The organism is Pseudomonas sp. Soil_N_39, assembly GCF_057655955.1.
On the sequence record NZ_JBDGLI010000021.1, the window covers coordinates 32,617 to 52,060 of the forward strand.

Annotated in this window: 18 protein-coding genes and 4 tRNA genes; 13 read left to right on the top strand and 9 right to left on the bottom strand. The window is 60.9% G+C overall.

The genetic code is table 11. The features are described from left to right. Window positions 1-129: 129 nt before the first annotated feature. The 4 genes from acs to AC3A5O_RS24460 all read left to right on the top strand — a co-directional run bounded on the left by acs (window position 130) and on the right by AC3A5O_RS24460 (window position 6,681). Complete coding sequence (gene acs / locus AC3A5O_RS24445; RefSeq protein ID WP_122564912.1) at window positions 130-2,067, top strand: acetate--CoA ligase; 1,938 nt, start codon at window positions 130-132, stop codon at window positions 2,065-2,067. Window positions 2,068-2,313: 246 nt separating this feature from the next. Then, window positions 2,314-3,330: a class I SAM-dependent rRNA methyltransferase gene (locus AC3A5O_RS24450; RefSeq protein ID WP_122564913.1), complete on the top strand. Its 1,017-nt coding sequence runs from the start codon at window positions 2,314-2,316 to the stop codon at window positions 3,328-3,330. Between the two features lie 119 nt (window positions 3,331-3,449). Further along, on the top strand, window positions 3,450-6,383 hold the full coding sequence (locus AC3A5O_RS24455; RefSeq protein WP_205929577.1) for a DUF748 domain-containing protein: 2,934 nt from the start codon (window positions 3,450-3,452) through the stop codon (window positions 6,381-6,383). A gap of 1 nt (window position 6,384) precedes the next feature. Beyond that, a complete protein-coding gene (locus AC3A5O_RS24460; protein ID WP_487753846.1) occupies window positions 6,385-6,681 on the top strand; it encodes a DUF2845 domain-containing protein in 297 nt (98 codons plus the stop codon). A gap of 380 nt (window positions 6,682-7,061) precedes the next feature. Here the strand turns inward: AC3A5O_RS24460 and AC3A5O_RS24465 are convergent, their stop codons facing one another. After that, window positions 7,062-7,415: a BON domain-containing protein gene (locus tag AC3A5O_RS24465; RefSeq protein ID WP_025215523.1), complete on the bottom strand. Its 354-nt coding sequence runs from the start codon at window positions 7,413-7,415 to the stop codon at window positions 7,062-7,064. A gap of 286 nt (window positions 7,416-7,701) precedes the next feature. After that, window positions 7,702-8,124, bottom strand: a complete 423-nt coding sequence (locus tag AC3A5O_RS24470; protein ID WP_487753847.1) for a pilin — start codon at window positions 8,122-8,124, stop codon at window positions 7,702-7,704. A 224-nt stretch (window positions 8,125-8,348) separates the two neighbouring features. Between AC3A5O_RS24470 and pilB the strand changes: the two genes are divergently transcribed. Genes pilB through yacG form a run of 5 tightly spaced genes read left to right on the top strand, consistent with a single transcriptional unit; the run spans window position 8,349 to window position 12,979 of the window. Continuing rightward, entirely contained in the window at window positions 8,349-10,049 is a 1,701-nt protein-coding gene (gene pilB, locus AC3A5O_RS24475) for a type IV-A pilus assembly ATPase PilB (RefSeq protein WP_122564916.1), read from the top strand. A 2-nt stretch (window positions 10,050-10,051) separates the two neighbouring features. Then, window positions 10,052-11,269 (top strand): type II secretion system F family protein, encoded by a 1,218-nt coding sequence (locus AC3A5O_RS24480; protein WP_122564917.1) that lies wholly within the window; start codon window positions 10,052-10,054, stop codon window positions 11,267-11,269. 1 nt (window position 11,270) lies between these two features. Continuing rightward, a complete protein-coding gene (locus AC3A5O_RS24485; RefSeq protein WP_122564918.1) occupies window positions 11,271-12,140 on the top strand; it encodes a prepilin peptidase in 870 nt (289 codons plus the stop codon). 12 nt (window positions 12,141-12,152) lie between these two features. After that, window positions 12,153-12,776 (top strand): dephospho-CoA kinase, encoded by a 624-nt coding sequence (coaE, locus tag AC3A5O_RS24490; protein WP_122564919.1) that lies wholly within the window; start codon window positions 12,153-12,155, stop codon window positions 12,774-12,776. Then, window positions 12,773-12,979: a DNA gyrase inhibitor YacG gene (gene yacG / locus AC3A5O_RS24495; RefSeq protein ID WP_018609255.1), complete on the top strand. Its 207-nt coding sequence runs from the start codon at window positions 12,773-12,775 to the stop codon at window positions 12,977-12,979. The genes coaE and yacG overlap by 4 nt, the downstream gene beginning before the upstream one ends. Here yacG and AC3A5O_RS24500 read toward each other — a convergent pair. Then, a complete protein-coding gene (locus AC3A5O_RS24500) occupies window positions 12,976-13,191 on the bottom strand; it encodes a hypothetical protein (RefSeq protein ID WP_053125334.1) in 216 nt (71 codons plus the stop codon). The two genes, yacG and AC3A5O_RS24500, sit on opposite strands and share 4 nt — an antisense overlap. A gap of 63 nt (window positions 13,192-13,254) precedes the next feature. Next, window positions 13,255-13,941 (bottom strand): energy-coupling factor ABC transporter permease, encoded by a 687-nt coding sequence (locus tag AC3A5O_RS24505; RefSeq protein WP_305468537.1) that lies wholly within the window; start codon window positions 13,939-13,941, stop codon window positions 13,255-13,257. Between the two features lie 159 nt (window positions 13,942-14,100). Between AC3A5O_RS24505 and AC3A5O_RS24510 the strand changes: the two genes are divergently transcribed. The 4 genes from AC3A5O_RS24510 to AC3A5O_RS24525 are packed head-to-tail and all read left to right on the top strand — an operon-like array spanning window position 14,101 to window position 16,836. Beyond that, window positions 14,101-14,727 (top strand): DUF1780 domain-containing protein, encoded by a 627-nt coding sequence (locus AC3A5O_RS24510; RefSeq protein WP_025215531.1) that lies wholly within the window; start codon window positions 14,101-14,103, stop codon window positions 14,725-14,727. After that, window positions 14,724-15,251: an MOSC domain-containing protein gene (locus AC3A5O_RS24515; RefSeq protein WP_122564921.1), complete on the top strand. Its 528-nt coding sequence runs from the start codon at window positions 14,724-14,726 to the stop codon at window positions 15,249-15,251. The genes AC3A5O_RS24510 and AC3A5O_RS24515 overlap by 4 nt, the downstream gene beginning before the upstream one ends. 52 nt (window positions 15,252-15,303) lie before the next feature. After that, window positions 15,304-15,477: a DUF3094 family protein gene (locus tag AC3A5O_RS24520; RefSeq protein ID WP_076386361.1), complete on the top strand. Its 174-nt coding sequence runs from the start codon at window positions 15,304-15,306 to the stop codon at window positions 15,475-15,477. Between the two features lie 60 nt (window positions 15,478-15,537). After that, window positions 15,538-16,836, top strand: coding sequence for an NAD(P)/FAD-dependent oxidoreductase (locus AC3A5O_RS24525; RefSeq protein ID WP_487753848.1), 1,299 nt, complete (start codon window positions 15,538-15,540; stop codon window positions 16,834-16,836). 187 nt (window positions 16,837-17,023) lie between these two features. On the opposite strand, the gene AC3A5O_RS24530 is transcribed toward AC3A5O_RS24525, so the two are convergent. From AC3A5O_RS24530 to AC3A5O_RS24550, 5 genes are all read right to left on the bottom strand, one after another. After that, window positions 17,024-18,649 (bottom strand): methyl-accepting chemotaxis protein, encoded by a 1,626-nt coding sequence (locus AC3A5O_RS24530; protein ID WP_122564923.1) that lies wholly within the window; start codon window positions 18,647-18,649, stop codon window positions 17,024-17,026. 146 nt (window positions 18,650-18,795) lie between these two features. Further along, window positions 18,796-18,872, bottom strand: a tRNA-Pro gene (locus tag AC3A5O_RS24535). Window positions 18,873-18,966: 94 nt separating this feature from the next. Next, window positions 18,967-19,042 (bottom strand) — tRNA-Lys (locus AC3A5O_RS24540). A gap of 5 nt (window positions 19,043-19,047) precedes the next feature. Then, window positions 19,048-19,124 (bottom strand) — tRNA-Pro (locus AC3A5O_RS24545). A 7-nt stretch (window positions 19,125-19,131) separates the two neighbouring features. After that, window positions 19,132-19,207: transfer RNA gene (locus AC3A5O_RS24550), tRNA-Asn, on the bottom strand. Between the last annotated feature and the right edge of the window lie 237 nt (window positions 19,208-19,444).

The following is a 19,444-nucleotide window of genomic DNA, read 5'->3' on the forward strand; positions in this document are numbered from 1 at the left end:
CTCTGTGTTACTGATCCACCCCCATCGCGAGCAAGCTCGCTCCCACAGTTGCTTTGTGCATGACTTGAACCCTCAGGCTACTGGGCGCATCTTTATGACTTGTCGCAAAAACAAGAATAAGGAACCGTCATGTTCGATATCAGCCAGTACCCCCACGCCGATGCCGTCCGCCGGGCTGCGCAACTGAGTCAGGACGAGTACAAGCGGCTCTACAAAGAATCCATCGAACACCCCAGCGCCTTCTGGGCCGAGCAGGCCACGCGCTTTCTCGACTGGATGACGCCCTGGCAAACCGTCCAGCGCTATGACCTCAAGAACGGCGACGCGTCCTGGTTCGCCGGCGGCAAGCTGAACGTCAGCGCCAATTGCATCGACCGTCACCTGGACACCCGTGGCGACCAGGTCGCGATCATCTGGGAAGGCGACGACCCCGCCGAATCGGCGCAAATCACCTACAAGAAACTGCACAATCATGTGTGCCGCCTGGCCAACGTGCTGAAAAGCCGTGGCGTGAAGAAAGGCGACCGGGTCTGCATCTACATGCCGATGATTCCCGAGGCCGCCTACGCCATGCTCGCCTGCACCCGCATCGGCGCGGTGCATTCGGTGGTGTTCGGCGGCTTCTCGCCGGACTCCCTGCGCGATCGGATTCTCGATGCCGACTGCCGCACCGTGATCACCGCTGACGAAGGCGTGCGTGGCGGACGCTTCATACCGCTCAAGCGCAACGTCGACAAAGCCCTGGAAAGCTGCCCGAACGTCAGCACCGTGCTGGTGGTCGAGCGCACCCAGGGCGAGGTGGGCTGGGTTGAAGGTCGTGACCTCTGGTATCACCAGGCCATGCACGACATCAGCGACGACTGCCCGCCCGAACCGATGGACGCCGAAGACCCGCTGTTTATCCTCTACACCTCCGGCAGTACCGGCAAACCCAAGGGTGTGCTGCACACCACGGGCGGCTATCTGCTGCAAGCGGCGATGACATTCAAGTACGTGCTCGACTACCGCGACAACGAAGTGTTCTGGTGCACCGCCGACGTCGGCTGGGTCACCGGCCATAGCTACATCGTCTACGGCCCGCTGGCCAACGGCGCCACCACACTGATCTTCGAGGGCGTGCCGAGCCACCCCAGCAGTTCGCGCTTCTGGCAGGTGATTGACAAGCACCAGGTCAACATCTTCTACACCGCACCGACCGCCCTACGTGCGCTGATGCGCGAAGGGGCCGGACCGTTGCAGGAAACGTCGCGCAAAAGCCTGCGATTGCTCGGCAGCGTCGGTGAGCCGATCAACCCTGAGGCGTGGGAATGGTATTTCAACATCGTAGGCGAACAACGCTGCCCGATTGTCGATACCTGGTGGCAGACCGAAACCGGCGGCATCATGCTCAGCCCGCTGGTCAGTGCCCCACGGCTCAAACCGGGCTGCGCCACCCAACCGATGTTCGGCGTGCAACCGGTCTTGCTGGATGAGGTGGGCAAGGAAATCAGCGGCGCCGGCAGCGGCGTGCTGGCGATCAAATCCAGTTGGCCGGGGCAGATTCGCAGTGTCTATGGCGACCACCAACGCATGGTGGAGACGTACTTCAAGCCCTATCCCGGCTACTACTTCACCGGCGACGGCGCGCGCCGCGACGAAGACGGCGATTACTGGATCACCGGGCGCATCGACGATGTGATCAACGTCTCCGGGCATCGCATTGGCACCGCCGAGGTGGAAAGCGCCCTGGTGCTGCACGACAACATCGCCGAAGCGGCCGTGGTCGGTTACCCCCATGACCTCAAGGGCCAAGGCATCTATGCCTTTGTCACGCCGATGAACGGTGTGGAGGCCAATGACGAGCTGAAGAAGGAATTGCTCGCCCACGTCAGCAAGGAAATCGGCAGCTTCGCCAAGCCGGAACTGATCCAATGGGCACCGGCGCTGCCCAAGACCCGTTCGGGCAAGATCATGCGACGCATCCTGCGCAAGATCGCCTGCAACGAACTCGACAGCCTCGGCGACACCTCGACCCTGGCCGATCCAAGTGTGGTGGAAGGGCTGATCGACAAGCGCTTGAATCGATAAGCCAAACGACGCGGTTCCCCCTGAGGTACCGCGTCCTTGTGGCGAGGGGCTTTGTGGGAGCAAAGCTTGCTCGCGAAACAGGCACCTCGATTCCTGAAAGACCGCATCGCCTTCATCGCGGGCAAGCCTTGCTCCCACAAAGCCCTTCGCCATAGGTCAGAGCCCGACTCAACAGCATGCAATACCCAACCCGAGTATCCATAACTGCTAAACTCCCGCGCCTCATTTCTCAAAGGCGCGCCCGGCATGTCTTCCTTGAATCAGGCGCTGCGCGCCGCCCTCGACCAGCGTCAGGAACTGCTCGGCCAATTGCATGAGCAAGGCACCGATTGCTATCGCCTGTTCCACGGCAGCCAGGAAGGCGCGCCCGGCCTGACCGTCGACCGCTACGGCCCGCAACTGCTGGTGCAGAGCTTCCATCAGTCACTGGAGCGCGACGACCTGCTGCAACTGCATGGCCTCGTCAACGAATGGCTGGGCCTGGAAACCTTGTTGGTCTACAACGACCGCGCCCGGGGCAATTCGCGCATCGACCGCCAGGACACGGTCTATCAGGCGGACGAGGCCGCCCTGCAAGACCTGGTCGGGCATGAATGGGGCTTGAATTATCGCGTTCGCGGCCGCCATGCCGGGCAGGATCCCTTGCTGTTTCTCGACCTGCGCAACGCCCGAGGCTGGGTCAAGGCAAACAGCCGTGGCAAAAGCGTGTTGAACCTGTTCGCCTACACCTGTGGCGTCGGCCTGAGCGCTGCGGCCGGTGGCGCGCGGGAGGTGTGCAACCTGGACTTCGCCGAAGGCAACCTGGCGGTGGGCCGCGAAAACGGCCTGCTCAACCCCGATTTGCCACCCATGGAATTCGTGCAGTCGGATTACTTCCCGGCGATTCGCCAACTGGCCGGCCTGCCCATCAGCCAGCGTCGCGGGCAAAAACTGCCCAGCTATGTGCGCCTGGAGCAACGCCAGTACGACCTGGTGCTGCTCGACCCTCCGGCCTGGGCCAAAAGTGCCTTCGGCACTGTCGACTTGTTGCGCGACTACCAAAGCCTGCTGAAACCGGCGCTGCTCACCACCGCTGACAATGGCGTGCTGATCTGCTGCAACAACCTGGCAAAAGTGCCCATGGACGACTGGCGCGAGCAGGTGTTGCGTTGTGCGGAAAAAGCTGGCCGACCGGTGCGCGAGTGGAGCGTGCTGGCACCCGGCAGCGATTTTCCCTCCCTGGATCAACAACCGCCACTCAAGACGCTGATCCTCCAACTCTAAGCCAGACTCGGAATTCTTACGCGCAAAACGGACAAATCTGTTAAATCACAGTGGCTTCGGAACCGTAAACGCATGCCATACTCCAAGGCACTCTGAATTCACACTAGATGAAGCCGCACATGCCCAAAGGATTGATTCGCGCTTTCGGCGCCCTGTTGACCGCACTGGCCCTCTACAGCCTGTTGGGTTTTCTGATATTGCCGGGCATTGCCTTGCGCATCGCCAATCAGCAATTGGCCGCCCATGCGACAGTGCCGGCGCAGATCCAGCGTATAGAACTCAATCCTTTCAGCCTTGAAGTCACCCTCTGGGGCCTGAATATTGGCGAGCCAGGCAAGGAGCAGGTCGGCTTCGAACGGCTCTACGCCAATCTGCAACTCGACAGCTTGTGGTCCGGCGCCCTGCATCTGGTCGACATCGAGCTGGACAAGCCCAAGACCGAAGTCGTGTTCACCAAGGACGGCCAGTTGAACCTGCTGGGCCTGTTCAAGCTGCCTGCCAGCGAACCGACGCCCGCCGATCCCGAGGCCAAGCCGTTCCCCCTGCGGGTCGATCGAATCAAGTTGGCCGGCGGATACGTGCATTTCCAGGACCTGCGCCCCAGCGAGCCCATCGAATTCCTCTACGACACCCTCGATTTCGAGCTGAAGAACCTCAGCACCCTGCCCGACGACAATGCCGACATGACCCTGGTGGCGGCCGGCCCCCAGGGCGGACAGATCGATTGGACCGGCAATTTCAGCCTCACACCCATTGCCTCCCAAGGCACGCTCAAGGTCACTGGCGGCCAAATGAAAGCCTGGTGGCCCTACGTACGCGACGCCGTACCGCTGGTGTTGGAAAACGGCGTCCTGAACCTCAACGCCGATTACAAGCTCAACCTGGCCAAAGGCACCGAGCTGCTGCTCAACAACGTCGCCGTCAGTGTCGCGCCCTTCGCCATCAAGTCCCCCGATGGCCGTCCACTGGTGAAACTCGAACGCCTGGACGTGAGCGAAACCACGGTGGACCTGGCCAAGCAGCAGGTTATCGTGGGCAAGATCCGCAGCCAGAAGCTGGAAACCTGGGCCGCTCGCGAGGCGGACGGGCAGTTGGACTGGCAGAAGCTCTTCGCCAGCCAGCCAGCCAAACCGCAGGTCAAGGCTGAACCGGCATCCGCCCCGGCGGCGGCCGACTCGCCAAAAGCTGAACCGGCACCGCCCAGCAAACCGTGGCAAGTGCTGTTGAAGGACGTGCAACTGCGCGACTACCGAGTGCACCTGGCCGACCGCCAGGCGCAGCCCGCCGTGGCCCTGGAGGTCGGCCCGCTGAACCTCGACCTGCAGAACTACGACACCCTCAATGGCTCGCCCTTTACCCTCAAGCTGGACACCGGACTGGGCAAACAGGGCAAGATCCTGGCCGATGGCGAGGTCAACCTGAACCCGATCAGCGCCAGGCTCAAGGTCAAGACCCAGGACATCGACCTGCGTGTCGCCCAGTCGTATATCAACCCATTCATTCGCCTGGAGCTGCGCTCCGGGATGCTCGGCAGTGACCTGGCGGTCGACCTCAAAAGCACCGAGCCGCTGGCATTCGCCGTCACCGGCCGCGCCCAGGTCGATCAGTTGCACACCCTCGACACCCTCAAGACCCGTGATTTCCTCAAGTGGCAGAAACTGGTCCTCGAGGGCCTGAACTATCAGCACGGCGACAGCCTGTCCATCGACAAGGTCAACCTGTTCCAGCCTTACGCGCGGTTCATGATCAATGACGACCGCACCACCAACGTCGATGACCTGCTGATCCCGCAACCGGCCGACAGCGGCACGAAGAGCACCGCGGCAAAACCGGCGTCCCAGGAAAAACCGCTGGGCATTCACATCGGCGGCATCGCCATCAACGACGGTTCGGCCAACTTCGCCGACTTCAGCCTGACACCCAACTTCGCCACGGCCATCCAGCAACTCAATGGCCAGATCGGCACCATCGACAGCCGCCAGGCTCAACCGGCCAGCGTGGACGTCAAGGGCAAGGTCGACCGTTACGCACCTGTCACTATCAAGGGCGCGGTCAACCCCTTCGACCCGATGGCCAGCCTCGACATCGCCACCAGTTTCAAACGGGTCGAGCTGACGACCCTGACGCCCTACTCCGGCAAGTTCGCCGGTTATCGCATCCGCAAGGGCCGGCTCAATCTCGATCTGCATTACCGAATCACCAAGGGCCAGCTCCAGGCGGAGAACAAGGTGGTGGTCGAGCAATTGCAGTTGGGGGAAAAAGTCGACAGCCCGGACGCTGTGAGCCTGCCGCTGAAACTGGCCATCGCTTTGCTCAAGGACTCAGAGGGCAAGATTTCCATCGAACTGCCGGTCACTGGCAACCTCAACGATCCGCAGTTCAGTGTCATGCCCATCGTCTGGCAGACCCTGCGCAACCTGGTGGTACGCGCGGCCCAGGCGCCGTTCAAGCTCATCGGCGGGCTGGTGGCCGGCGGCGGCTCGGAGGACCTGGGCAGCGTCGCGTTTGCGCCGGGCTCCAGCGACCTGAGCAAGGACAACGAAGGCACGCTGCTCAAACTCTCCGAAGCCCTGGCCAAACGGCCGGAGCTGCGCCTGGAGATCGAAGGCACCGCCGCCGAGAGCAGCGACGGACCATTGCTCGCCGCCCAGCGCCTGGAGCGCGAATACCAGTACAACTACTACAAGATGCTCCAGCGTCGGGGCGACAAAGTTCCGGCCCAGGCTTCGCTGATAGAAGTGCCCGAGGATGAAAAGGCCCCGCTGCTCGAAGGCATCTACCGCACGCGCCTCAAGACCCAGCCGCCGGCCGAATGGACGCAACTGGATAAAAAGGCCCGTATCGAGAAACTGCGCGAAGGCGTGATCAAGTTCTGGAGCGGCAGCGACGTGCTATTGCGTCAGCTGGGGCAGGAACGGGCCAGCAGCATCAAGGATTTCCTGGTGGACAAAGGCCAATTGGCCGACGACCGCGTGTACTTCATCGACGCCAGCCTCGGCCAGGCTGAAAGCGATGGCCGGGTGATTACCCCTATGCATCTGGATGCCGAATAAGATGAAACCGTGCTACAGGCTCAGCCTGGGTCTGTTGCTCGCCGCCGGTCAGGTATCGGCTGCCGACACGTTGCGCTGCGGCAGCCAGTTGATCAGCGTCGGCGACCGCTCCAGTGAAGTGCTGCAAAAGTGCGGGCAGCCCGCGGCACGGGATGACCTGGGCTACAAGCGCAGTGTCAATCGCCGGGAGGAATACCCGGTGGAAGAATGGACCTACGGCCCCAACAGCGGCATGTACCAGTACCTGCGTTTCGAGGGGAATCGGCTGGTGCAGATCACCAGCAAGCGGGGGCGCTGAATGTACCGCCGCCATCGCGAGCAAGCTCGCTCCCACATTTGATCGCATTGCTTCCGGCAGAACTCGATCCCCTGGGGGAACAGGCTTGATCGCTTTCTTCTGAAAGAACTCGATCCCTGGGGGAACAGGCTTGATCGCTTTCTTCTGAAAGAACTCGATCCCTGTGGGAGCGAGCTTGCTCGCGATAAGGACAACCCGGTTTCCCCGGCCGGACCGCACACTCTTCCCTCCCCAGAATAGAACAGGCCCCCGGCACGAATGCCGGGGGCCTGTAATGGCCACGTCCGTGTGGCCTTTCGCATGAACTCCAAAGCAACGGCAAGCGTATGACTCAGCCCGCTTACCGTGCCTTCTCCCGGTCCAGGCGAGAAGTCTTAGCCTTACTCGGCTTTCAGGCCGTCAGCCGATACGGCCTTGACGCCTTTGATTTTCTTGGCGATCGCCACGGCGGTGTCTTTTTGTGCATCAGTGACTTTGGTCATCGAAGACAGGGACACAACACCTTTATTGGTTTCGACTTTGATGTCGCTGCCAGGAATGCCTTTTTCGGTGACCAGGTCAGCTTTGACCTTGGTGGTGATCCAGGTATCGGAAACGTCTTCCTTGGCCTCTGTCACTTCGCCCGCAGCCAGCATCATTGGCGCCTGAGTTGCTTGAGTGGTCTCGGCGAATGCGCTAGCCATGGTCAGGGTCAGTGCGGTAGCAGCGGCGGCAGTGATAGCGAACTTCTTCATACGAGTAACTCCTGTTTTTCTCAAAAACTGCCGGAGGTGGATCCCGGCAGGGTTATCAGGAGTAGTGCGAAGGCTGTGCCAGTTTTGAAACATTTATAAATTTCTTATAAATCAGCAGGTTAAGCGAAGCGGTTGTTTTCGTGATCATGCAAAATGCATGACCTGGCGATTTTCAACATGCAAGTTGCGGGTTTCGCTCGCCCGCTAAGCTTCTGAATTACTGAACATTTCCAACGCCCAATAAAAAGCCCCGGTGTTTAAGCGGGGCCGAGTCAACAGGGATCGTTTATGGACCCGCGGCGGCACCGGTACAGCCAGCTGGCAAGAATTCTTGAGCGGCAGTAGAGGCACAGGTCCAGACCCCTGCGGCAGATCGACTGAGCGTGATGGTTCTGCCGAGCACCGGAGCAGGTGCATTAAGGAGGGTGCAAGCGATCGTGCCTACTCCATCGTTGGCCGTCCCCGACGCTGTGAGTGTGCAGTTGCTGGTGGGTGATGTGCCACCAATGTTGGCCAGCGTAGGGCTCGTCCCCTGATTCATGACATCTTCGAACGCCACTCTTAATGCACTGATTTCCGCCAGCCCGGCCGTCGCCTTGGCTCGCGCTTGGTACCTGGAGTACTGCGGCAACGCGAATGTCGCCAGAATGCCGATGATCGCCACGACGATCAGCAGCTCGATCAGCGTAAAACCCTTTTGCTTATTCATAGACATCTCCCATGCATGAGTCGAAATCTCATGACCTGAAACGGCCATTGCAGGGCACATGCCAACCCTCAAGCCCTATCAATAAAGGGGTTTGAACCCGCACAACGGCGGCGTCCTACCTCCACAACCGCACTATCTGACGTTTTTTGTCACCCTGGCCCGCTGGTTTGGCGTCGATGCTTGACTAGGCTATAAGTCATGAACTGTCCGCGTCCGGTATCCCCATGAATGACATCGCCCTCAGCGGCCTGACCAAGCAATTGGTGCTGGCCGAACTGATCACCGAGCAAAGTGCGCAACAGGCGTATCAACAGGCGCAACGCAGCCGCATCCCCCTGGTCAGCTACCTGGTGCAGAACAAACTGGTCCAGAGCCGTCAGGTCGCGGAAATTGCCTCGGAGCATTTCGGCGTCGCCCTGCTGGACCTCAACAGCCTGGACAAAGAAGCCCAGCCCACCGGCCTGGTCAGCGAAAAACTGGTGCGCCAGCACCATGCCCTGCCGCTGTGGCGACGCGGCAACAAACTGTTCGTGGGCATCTCCGACCCGACTAATCACCAGGCCATCAATGACATCCAGTTCAGCACCGGCCTGACCACCGAAGCCATCCTGGTGGAGGACGATAAACTCAGCGACGCCATCGAGAAATTCTTCGAATCCACAAGTACGGGCCTGGAAGGCATGGGCGATGCCGACCTCGACGGCCTGGACATCGAATCGATCGACGACACCAAGCAGGATTCCATCGGCGGCCAGGACACCGACGACGCGCCCGTGGTGCGTTTCGTCAACAAGATGCTGCTGGACGCGATCAAGGGCGGCTCTTCCGACCTGCACTTCGAGCCTTACGAAAAAATCTACCGGGTGCGGGTGCGCACCGACGGCATGCTGCGGGAAGTGGCCCGGCCGCCGATCCAACTGGCGACCCGTATTGCCGCCCGCCTGAAGGTCATGGCCAGCCTGGATATTTCCGAGCGGCGCAAACCCCAGGACGGCCGATTGAAAATGCGCCTGTCGAAAACCAAGTCCATCGACTTCCGGGTCAACACCCTGCCGACGCTCTGGGGCGAAAAAGTGGTAATCCGGATCCTCGACCCGTCCAGTGCGCAAATGGGCATCGATGCCCTGGGCTATGAACCGGATCAGAAAGACCTGTACATGGCCGCCCTCAAGCAACCACAAGGGCTGATCCTGGTCACCGGACCGACCGGCTCGGGCAAGACCGTATCGCTGTACACCGGGCTGAATATCCTCAACACCGTGGACATCAACATTTCCACCGCCGAAGACCCGGTGGAGATCAACATGGAAGGCATCAACCAGGTCAACGTGAACCCGCGCCAGGGGCTGGACTTCGCCCAGGCCCTGCGCTCGTTCCTGCGCCAGGACCCGGATGTGATCATGGTCGGCGAGATCCGCGACCTGGAAACCGCCGAAATCGCCATCAAGGCCGCCCAGACCGGGCACCTGGTGCTCTCCACCTTGCACACCAACAGCGCCGCCGAAACCCTGATCCGCTTGCAGAACATGGGCATTCCGGGGTTCAACATCGCCACCGCCGTGCACCTGATCATCGCCCAGCGGCTGGCGCGCAAGCTGTGCAACCACTGCAAGAAGGCCATCGAGGTTCCCGAGGAAACCTTGCTCAAGGAAGGTTTCCCCCGGGAACGCATCGGCACATTCACGATCTATGAGCCGGTCGGTTGCGAACAGTGCAACCACGGCTACAAAGGGCGCGTGGGGGTTTACGAAGTGGTCAAGAACACGCCCGAGCTGCAACGGTTGATCATGGCCGAGGGCAACTCGCTGGAAATCGATCTGCAAATGCGCAAGGACGGCTTCAATGACCTGCGCACATCGGGGCTGCTCAAAGTGATGCAGGGCGTCACCAGCCTCGAAGAAATCAACCGGGTCACCAAGGATTGAGCATGGCGGTCAAGGCAGTAAAAACCGACGTCTATACGTGGGAAGGCAAAGACCGCAAAGGCGCGAAAATGACCGGCGAGCTGACGGGCCAGAGCCCAGCCCTGGTCAAGGCACAACTGCGCAAGCAAGGCATCAACCCGGAGAAGGTGCGCAAGAAATCCACCTCGATATTCAGCAAGGGCAAGCGCATCAAGCCGCTGGACATCGCCCTCTTCACCCGCCAGATGGCCACGATGCTCAAGGCTGGCGTGCCGCTGTTGCAGGCGTTCGACATCATCGGCGAAGGCTTCGACAACGCCAACATGCGCAAGCTGGTGGACCAGGTGAAGCAGGAAGTCGCCGCCGGCAACAGCTTCGCCGCCTCGCTGCGCAAATGCCCGCAATATTTCGACGAGCTGTACTGCAACCTGGTGGACGCCGGCGAACAGGCCGGTGCGTTGGACACCCTGCTGGACCGGGTGGCGACTTACAAGGAAAAGAGCGAAGCCCTCAAGGCCAAGATCAAGAAAGCCATGACCTACCCCACGGCAGTGATACTCGTCGCAGCGGTGGTCACCGGCATCCTGCTGGTCAAGGTGGTGCCGCAGTTCGAATCAGTCTTCTCCGGGTTCGGGGCGCAGCTGCCGGCTTTCACGGTGATGGTCATCGGCCTGTCGGAATTCATGCAGCAATGGTGGTGGATGTTGCTTGGCGCCTTGGTGGGGACGTTCTTCGGGGTGAAATATGCCCTCAAGCGGTCCCAGGCGTTTCGTGACTGGCGAGACAAGTGGCTGCTCAAGCTCCCCTTGATCGGCACCTTGATGTACAAGTCTGCGGTGGCGCGCTTCGCCCGCACGCTCTCGACGACATTCGCCGCTGGCGTGCCGCTGGTCGAAGCCCTCGATTCGGTATCGGGCGCCACCGGCAACGTGGTGTTCAAGCGCGCCGTGCAGCGCATCCGCCAGGACGTCTCCACCGGCATGCAGTTGAATTTTTCCATGCGCGCCTCAGGCATCTTTCCGAACCTGGCCATCCAGATGACCGCCATCGGCGAGGAATCCGGCGCGCTGGACGACATGCTCGACAAGGTGGCGAGCTTTTATGAGGCCGAAGTGGACAATCTGGTGGACAACCTCACCAGCCTGATGGAACCCTTCATCATGGTGATCCTGGGGGTCGTCGTCGGTGGCCTGGTGGTTGCCATGTACCTGCCCATCTTTCAACTCGGCTCTGCGATCTGACATGCCCCTGAGCGAATTTTTCGTGCTGTATCCCGTGGCTTTTGTGCTCGTTGCGGCATTGCTCGGCCTGATCATCGGCAGCTTCCTCAACGTGCTGGTGTGGCGCCTGCCAAAGATGCTCAACCGCGAATGGCGCCTGCAAGCCCACGAGCTGCTAGGCCTGCCCGCCGAAACCCCGGGCCCGGTCTACAACCTCATGCTGCCCCATTCCCAGTGCCCGCACTGCGGCCATCGCATCCGCGCCTGGGAGAACATTCCGCTATTGAGCTACCTGATGCTGCGCGGCCGCTGTTCGGGTTGCGCCGCGCCCATCGGCAAGCGCTATCCCCTGACCGAAGTGGCCTGCGGCGCGTTATCGGCGTTCGTCGCCTGGCATTTCGGCTTTGGCTGGCACGCTGCGATGGTGTTGGTGCTGACCTGGGGCCTGCTGGGCATGAGCCTGATCGATGCCGAGCATCAATTGCTGCCCGATACCTTGGTATTGCCGTTGTTGTGGCTGGGCTTGATCGTCAACAGCTTCGGGCTGTTCGTTTCCCTGGACCAGGCGATGTGGGGCGCGGTGGCCGGCTACCTGGCGTTGTGGTCGGTGTTCTGGGTGTTCAAGCTGATCACCGGCAAGGAAGGCATGGGCTACGGGGATTTCAAGCTGCTGGCGATGCTGGGCGCCTGGGGTGGCTGGCAGATCCTGCCGCTGACGCTGCTGTTGTCATCGCTGGTGGGCGCCGTTATCGGGGTCATTGTGCTGCGCTTGCGTGATGCTCCCGGGTCGACGCAAATCCCCTTTGGGCCTTATCTGGCCATTGCCGGCTGGATTGCCTTGCTCTGGGGTGGTCAAATAACCGACTTCTATTGGCAGTCTGTCGGTTTCTAATGTCGATCTTTTATGAATAACCCTCTGGAAAAACCCTGGATTCTCGGCCTGACCGGTGGCATCGGCAGCGGCAAGAGCGCGGCAGCCCAGCATTTCATCGACCTGGGCGTGCACGTCATCGACGCCGATCATGCGGCACGCTGGGTGGTCGAACCCGGGCGCCCGGCGCTGGCGAAAATCGCCGAGCACTTCGGCCCTGGCGTATTGCAGGCTGACGGAACCCTGGACCGGGCGGCGCTGCGCAAGCTGATTTTCGAGCAGGCCGATGAGCGCCGCTGGCTCGAGGCGCTGCTACATCCGCTGATCGCCGAGGAAATAGCCCATCATCTGGCTCAGGCACAATCGTCCTACGCGATCCTGGTGTCGCCGCTGCTGATCGAATCTGGGCAGTACGCCATGACCCAGCGGGTCCTGGTGATCGATGCACCGGAACAACTGCAGATCGAACGTACGTTGCAGCGCGACCAGACCAGCGAACAGCAGGTCCAGGCAATCCTCAAGGCTCAGTCCAGCCGTCAGGATCGCCTGAACCATGCCGACGACGTGGTGGTCAACGATCGCGACCTCGCCTGGCTGCACAGCGAGGTCGAGCGCCTGCATCACTTTTACCTTACTTTGCGTGGAGGCCAATCATGAGCCAAACCCCAACCGTTGATTGCCCAACCTGTGGTGCCCCTGTGGAATGGAGCCCGGAGAGCACATTCCGGCCGTTCTGCTCTGATCGCTGCAAACTGATCGACCTCGGCGCCTGGGCGTCGGAAGAACACAAGATTCCGGTCAGCCCCGACGCCGAGGATGAGCTGTTCAGCGAAGACTTCGAGCCACGCTCACACCACTAAGGCCGCATGAAACCGTAGTCCTGCTCATCGTCGAGGTTTTCCGCGAGGAAACTCAACTCGTCGGCCAGGTCTTCAGCGCTGCGCACTGTCTTGCTCTGCTGCACGATGGCACTGAGCAAGGCCCGCAGGCTCAAGCCCGGATCGAAGCCGATCTCCATGGCGGCGTCGTGGCTACGCCTGATCTCTTGCCTGGCCCACTCATAAACACTCATGGTTGTACTCCTGGAAGTTTTCCAGAGCATGAAGGGCGTGCGGTGGGGCAGCCTTGACGTGAATCAAGGCTTGTCATCATCGTTCCACGGTGCCGACAGGTAGCGCGTGCGGTTGAAGGTCTCCAGCCATTCGGGGCTGAACACCACCAACGCACTGATCACCATGCCGTTGATGAAAGCCTCGGGAAAGATGATCAGCCAGAGGTAGCCGATGAAATCCTCCAGCCAGTAAGGCATGGCGAATATCCCGTCGTACCACAACAGGCCAAGCCCCAGCAGCAGGCATGCCAACGCCGAAAGCGCGGCGGCGAGAAATCCCGAACAGAAGATGTACACGAACAGATTGCGCGGCTGGGCGCGCTCCACCAGGATCGCGCAACACTCGGTGACCAGCACCGGCAGCAGGATCAGCAGCGCACCGTTGACCCCGACCGCCGCCATGTCCTGACGGCCCAGCAGCACCAGCGCAAGCTGCGCGCACAAGCCACCCAGGATTGCCAATGGCCAGTCCAGCAGCAGCGTCACGGCGGTCATGCCGATGAAATGATACGAGACGCCGGTGTCGAAATCCCGTCGCACCAGCCACAGCATGAACAACGCCAGCACCGTGCCGAACAGCAAATGCTGGCGACGGCTGTCGGTGAACAGCTCGACCCATGGTGCCCGCACCACGGCCCAGGCCAACACCGGCACATACATCAGCCAACCGGCCGCCAGGGTTTGCGGTGAGAGCAGTTCGGCACCGATCATGGGACTACTCCTTTCGCTTGCCCTTGTTGCATCGATTTTCTGTGATGAGGGAGCAAGCTCCCTCGCCACAACTCTCGGCAGTCTACACCCCGCCCCCTAACGGCCATTAATCAACGCAACGCTTCCAGCTTGTCGCAATTGAACGCTAAGCTTGGGCCCATGGATGACTCCGATTACTTACGCCTGCTGACCATCGCGGCCGAGCAAGCCAACGCCTTTCTCTCCAATGCCCGCAAATGGGAGCGTGAGCGTTGGGTCTGCCAGCGTCTGCTGCAAGGGCTGAACGTGCCTTATCGCGCCGACGAGTTCGCCCCGGCCGGTGAGCCACCGGACGTGCTGTTTCGCGATGCCAATTTCGAGGTGTTTTTCGTACTCGACGAAGGTCGCCGCCTCAATGACGAATGGCGCGATGAACTGCAACGCCGCCGCAGCGCATTCTCCCTGAGCCAACTGGTGCGGCGCGAAGCCAAGCCCCGGCGGATCCCGGCCAATGAGTTCCTGATGCGCCTGGCCCCGACCTTGCGCAAGAAAGCCCACAACTACACCGAGCGCGGCATGGACCTGGGCGACTTGGACATCATCGCCTTCGCCAGCCTCAAGCGCGAAGTGCTGGACCTCAACAGTCACTTCCCACCGCCTACCGAATACCTGCGCCAGGGCTGGCGCTCGCTGTCGCTGGTGGGGCCGACGTTTGCCCGAGTGCTGTTCGCCCACCCCGACGCGCCGGACTTTTTGCGGGGTAACCTGGGGCGCAGCATCGTGTTCGATGTCGGGATCAGCCTGTGAGCCCATTGCAGGAATTGATCGCCGCCGTGCCGCAGCAGGGCCGCGTACGCTGGATTGGCGTGCGCCCCCAAGGCCACGCACCGATGATCGAACTGGACGCCGTGGAGGCCCGCCTGGAAGCCGGACTGACCGGCGATCATGCCCGCCCCGGTGCGCGCAATGCGCGACAAGTGACGCTGATCCAATGGGAGCACCTGGCGGTGATCGGCTCGCTGATGGGCCGCCCCGAGAACCAGCCAGTACTGCCTCAGGAGTTGCGGCGCAATATTGTGGTCAGCGGCATCAATCTGTTCAGCCTCAAGGGTCGGCGCTTTCGCATCGGCCAAGCCATCTTTGAAACCACCGGCTGGTGCCAACCCTGCGCACGACTGGAACGAAACCTCGGCGAAGGTACGTTCCAGGCCGTACGCGGCCATGGCGGAATCACCGCCCGAGTGTTAAAAAGTGGAATCATTCGCCTGGACGACCGCCTGAGCGTCGAACCTGTTCCGGCGAGCGGCTACGCTGCTTTCAATGCCGGCTAGCCGGACGCTGTAACGTCTTCACCTTTCGCAACGTCTACCTGACGAGGCCTTTATGACCAGTCGCCTGAACCCAGAAGACCAGAAGCATGTCGAAGAGTACCTGCAACTGTCCCAGCACCGAGTCGAGCGCCGGCCTTTCCGGCCGTGGATGCTCCTGGTGGTGGTACTGGCCATCACGATCGGCCTGGGCCTGTTGAGCCGACTGATCAGTTACCTGACGCTATGAAGCGCTTGGCGCTCGCTCGGGTAACGGCACCGAATTCCTTTAGCCTTGCGAGATATCCCCATGACTCATCGTATTGTCATCGTTGGCGGCGGCGCCGGCGGTCTGGAGTTGGCTACCCGTCTGGGTAAGACTCTGGGCAAGCGTGGCACGGCCAGTGTGATGCTGGTCGACGCGAACCTGACCCACATCTGGAAACCCCTGCTGCATGAAGTGGCTGCCGGTTCCGTGAACTCCTCCGAAGACGAACTCAACTACGTCGCCCAGGCAAAATGGAACCACTTCGAGTTCCAGCTTGGGCGCATGAGCGGCCTGGACCGGGAGCGCAAGCGAATCCAGCTGGCCGCGACCTATGACGAGGCGGGCGTCGAGCTGTTGCCGGCTCGGGAATTGGGCTACGACAGCCTGGTGATTGCCGTCGGCAGCACCACCAATGACTTCGGCACCGAAGGCGCGGCGCAACACTGCCTGTTCCTGGACACCCGCAAGCAGGCCGAGCGCTTCCATCAGCAATTGCTCCACCACTATCTGCGTGCCCACGCCGGACAGACCGATATCGTCGAGCGCATCAGCGTCGCCATCGTCGGCGCCGGTGCGACCGGGGTCGAACTGGCGGCCGAGCTGCACAATGCCGCCCACGAACTGCACGCCTACGGCCTGGACCGGATCAAACCGGAAAACATGCACATCACCCTGATCGAGGCGGGCCCACGGGTCTTGCCGGCGCTGCCAGAGCGTATCGGCGGACCGGTGCACAAGACCCTGGAAAAACTCGGCGTCAACGTCATGACCAACGCCGCCGTCAGCCAGGTGACCGCCGACAGCCTGATCACGGCGGATGGCCAAGTGATCGACGCGAGCCTGAAAGTCTGGGCCGCCGGAATTCGCGCACCGGACTTCCTCAAGGACATCGACGGGCTGGAGACCAACCGGATCAACCAGCTGCAAGTGCTGCCGACGCTACAGACCACCCGCGACGAGAACATCTTTGCCTTCGGCGATTGCGCCGCCTGCCCGCAACCGGGCAGCGATCGCAACGTTCCACCCCGCGCCCAGGCAGCGCACCAGCAGGCCTCGCTGCTGGCCAAATCCCTGAAGCTGCGGATCGAAGGCAAGGCCCTGCCTGAATACAAGTACACCGACTACGGCTCGCTGATTTCGCTGTCGCGGTTCTCGGCGGTGGGCAACCTGATGGGCAACCTGACCGGCAGTGTGATGCTCGAAGGCTGGCTGGCGCGGATGTTCTATGTGTCGCTGTACCGCATGCACCAGATGGCGCTGTACGGCATGTTCCGCACGGCCATGCTGATGCTGGGCAGCAAGATCGGGCGCGGGACTGAGCCTAGGCTGAAGTTGCACTGAGGAAACAGGGCCTGCCAATGATTGCGGTGAACCAGCGGCATTGATGCCGAATGATCCACCGCTATCGCGAGCAAGCTCGCTCCCACAGTTGATCGCGGTCATCCTGTGGGAGCGAGCTTGCTCGCGATGGGGGCGGTACAGTCAAGACTTGAGCTCGGGCAGGCTCACTGTCCGAGCCATCCATCGATCAAACCTGAAACCGCTGCACCATCGTACGCAGCGAATTCGCCAGCTGCGACAACTCATGGCTGGAGGCACTGGTCTGGTCCGCGCCGGAAGCCGAGCGCACGGACAAATCACGAATGTTCACCAGGTTGCGATCCACCTCACGGGCCACTTGCGCCTGCTCTTCGGCGGCGCTGGCGATGACCAGGTTGCGTTCGTGGATTTCATTGACCGAGGCCGTGATGGTCTGCAGCGCGTCCCCTGCCCGCTCCGCCATGGCCAAGGTGCTGGCGGCGCGACTGGAGCTGGCCTGCATGGAATCGAGTGCCTGGGTGGCACCGCTGCGCATGCCCTGGACCATTTGCTCGATTTCCTGGGTCGATTGCTGCGTGCGATACGCCAGCGCCCGCACCTCATCGGCCACCACCGCAAACCCACGCCCGCTCTCACCCGCCCGCGCCGCCTCAATGGCCGCGTTGAGAGCCAGCAGGTTGGTCTGCTCGGCGATGGCGCGGATCACGTCCAGCACCTTGCCGATATCCTGCGACTGGTTGGCCAACGATTGCACCAAGCCGCCGGTCACCTGCACATCGCTGGCGAGGGCGCCGATGGCATCGACTGTGTCGCTGACCCGCTGCTGCCCCAGGGAGGCCGATTCACTGGACTGACGGGTGGCATCGGAGGTGGAAACCGCATTGCGCGCCACTTCCTCCACAGCGGTGGTCATCTCGGTGACGGCAGTGGCGGCCTGTTCAATTTCGTTGTTCTGTTGCTGCAAGCTTTGAGTGCTGTCGAGGGTGACGGCGTTCAGCTCATCGGCCGCGGTGGCCAATTGCGCGGCAGAGCCGCTGATGCCCTGCAGGGTCTCACGCAGATTCTGTTGCATCGCCGCCAACGCCTTGAGCAGGCGGCTCACTTCGTCGTTGCCATGGGTCTCGATTGGCCGGGTCAGGTCACCCCGGGCGACGCTCTCCGCGGCATTCAAGGCCTCGCCCAAGGGTTTGACGATACTGCGCGTGAGCAGCATGGCCAGGGCCACCGTGGCCAGGGCGGCCAGCACAATGAACAGGCTGACGATCATGCGGGAATTGGCGTAGTGCTCCTGGGACTTCTGGCTCTCGACGGACACCTGCTTGGAGAACAACTCCGCCAGATCGTTGAGCTGCTTGCCGGAACCGTCCACCACGGTCTTCATGTCCACCAGCAGCAGCTTGATCAGCTCGTCCCGACGCCCTTGCTCCGCCAAGGTGAAGGATTGCGCGATACCGGTACGGTAAGCGGCAAAGGTCTGCTTGAACTGGTCGTAAAGGGCCTTGCCTTCAGGCGTCACGACGAGTTTTTCGTAAGCCGCGATTTTTTCGCCCAGTTCTTTGTCGCGCGTGTCCATTTGTGCGCGGTACACCGGGATATTCTTCGGGTCTTGGTCCAGGGCCATGCGCAGGGAGATGGTGCGGATCCGCAGCATCCACTCGCGGATATCGCCCCCCTCACGAATGCTGGGCAGCCACTGGGTTTCCACGGCGACTTCACTGTCACGAATGCTCGACATCTGACCCAGCGCAAACACCCCGAGTAACGCCACCAGCACGGCGATCAAGGCAAACCCCAACGCGGCACGGGGGGCGATATTCAACTGACGAAGCGACATAGGGGAGTGCCTTTTTTATTGGTGGCCTGAGGTGGGGCCAGGCCCCTGTCGCTGGGTTATCGGCAAGTTGTACGATGTCTTAAGTCGATCCACTTTATTGCAGGCAAAAAAAATCCCCGTATCTTTCGATACGAGGATTTTTAGTATGGTCGGGGTAAGGGGATTCGAACTCCTGACATCCTGCTCCCAAAGCAGGCGCGCTACCGGACTGCGCTATACCCCGGTAAAAAAAAGGCGACCTTCGCAAGTCGCCTTCCTCGATCAGCGCTTTTGGCCTCTGATCTTAAGATTCGATTCCAGCGAGCTGGTTTCAAAAATGGTGGGTCGTGTGGGATTCGAACCTACGACCAATTGGTTAAAAGCCAACTGCTCTACCAACTGAGCTAACGACCCAAATATGGTCGGGGTAAGGGGATTCGAACTCCTGACATCCTGCTCCCAAAGCAGGCGCGCTACCGGACTGCGCTATACCCCGATTAAAATGGCTCCGTGACCAGGACTCGAACCTGGGACCCAATGATTAACAGTCATTTGCTCTACCGACTGAGCTATCACGGAACTGATATTTCAAGTTACTGCAATTTTGAAGCTACAACGTTGAAGCTCGCTTCAACCTCTTCTACCCTTAAGCATCGCTGCGTTCGTGTGTCTGAGGCGCGCTATTCTACAATCTTCAAAACCTCTGTCAACCCCTTAAATTGCTTTCAAGACAATGATTTGCAACTTATTTTGGATTCCTTCTCAGTGAGAAGTCGCCCTTGGGGTGACGTACTGCGGGGCGCACTTTACAAGCCT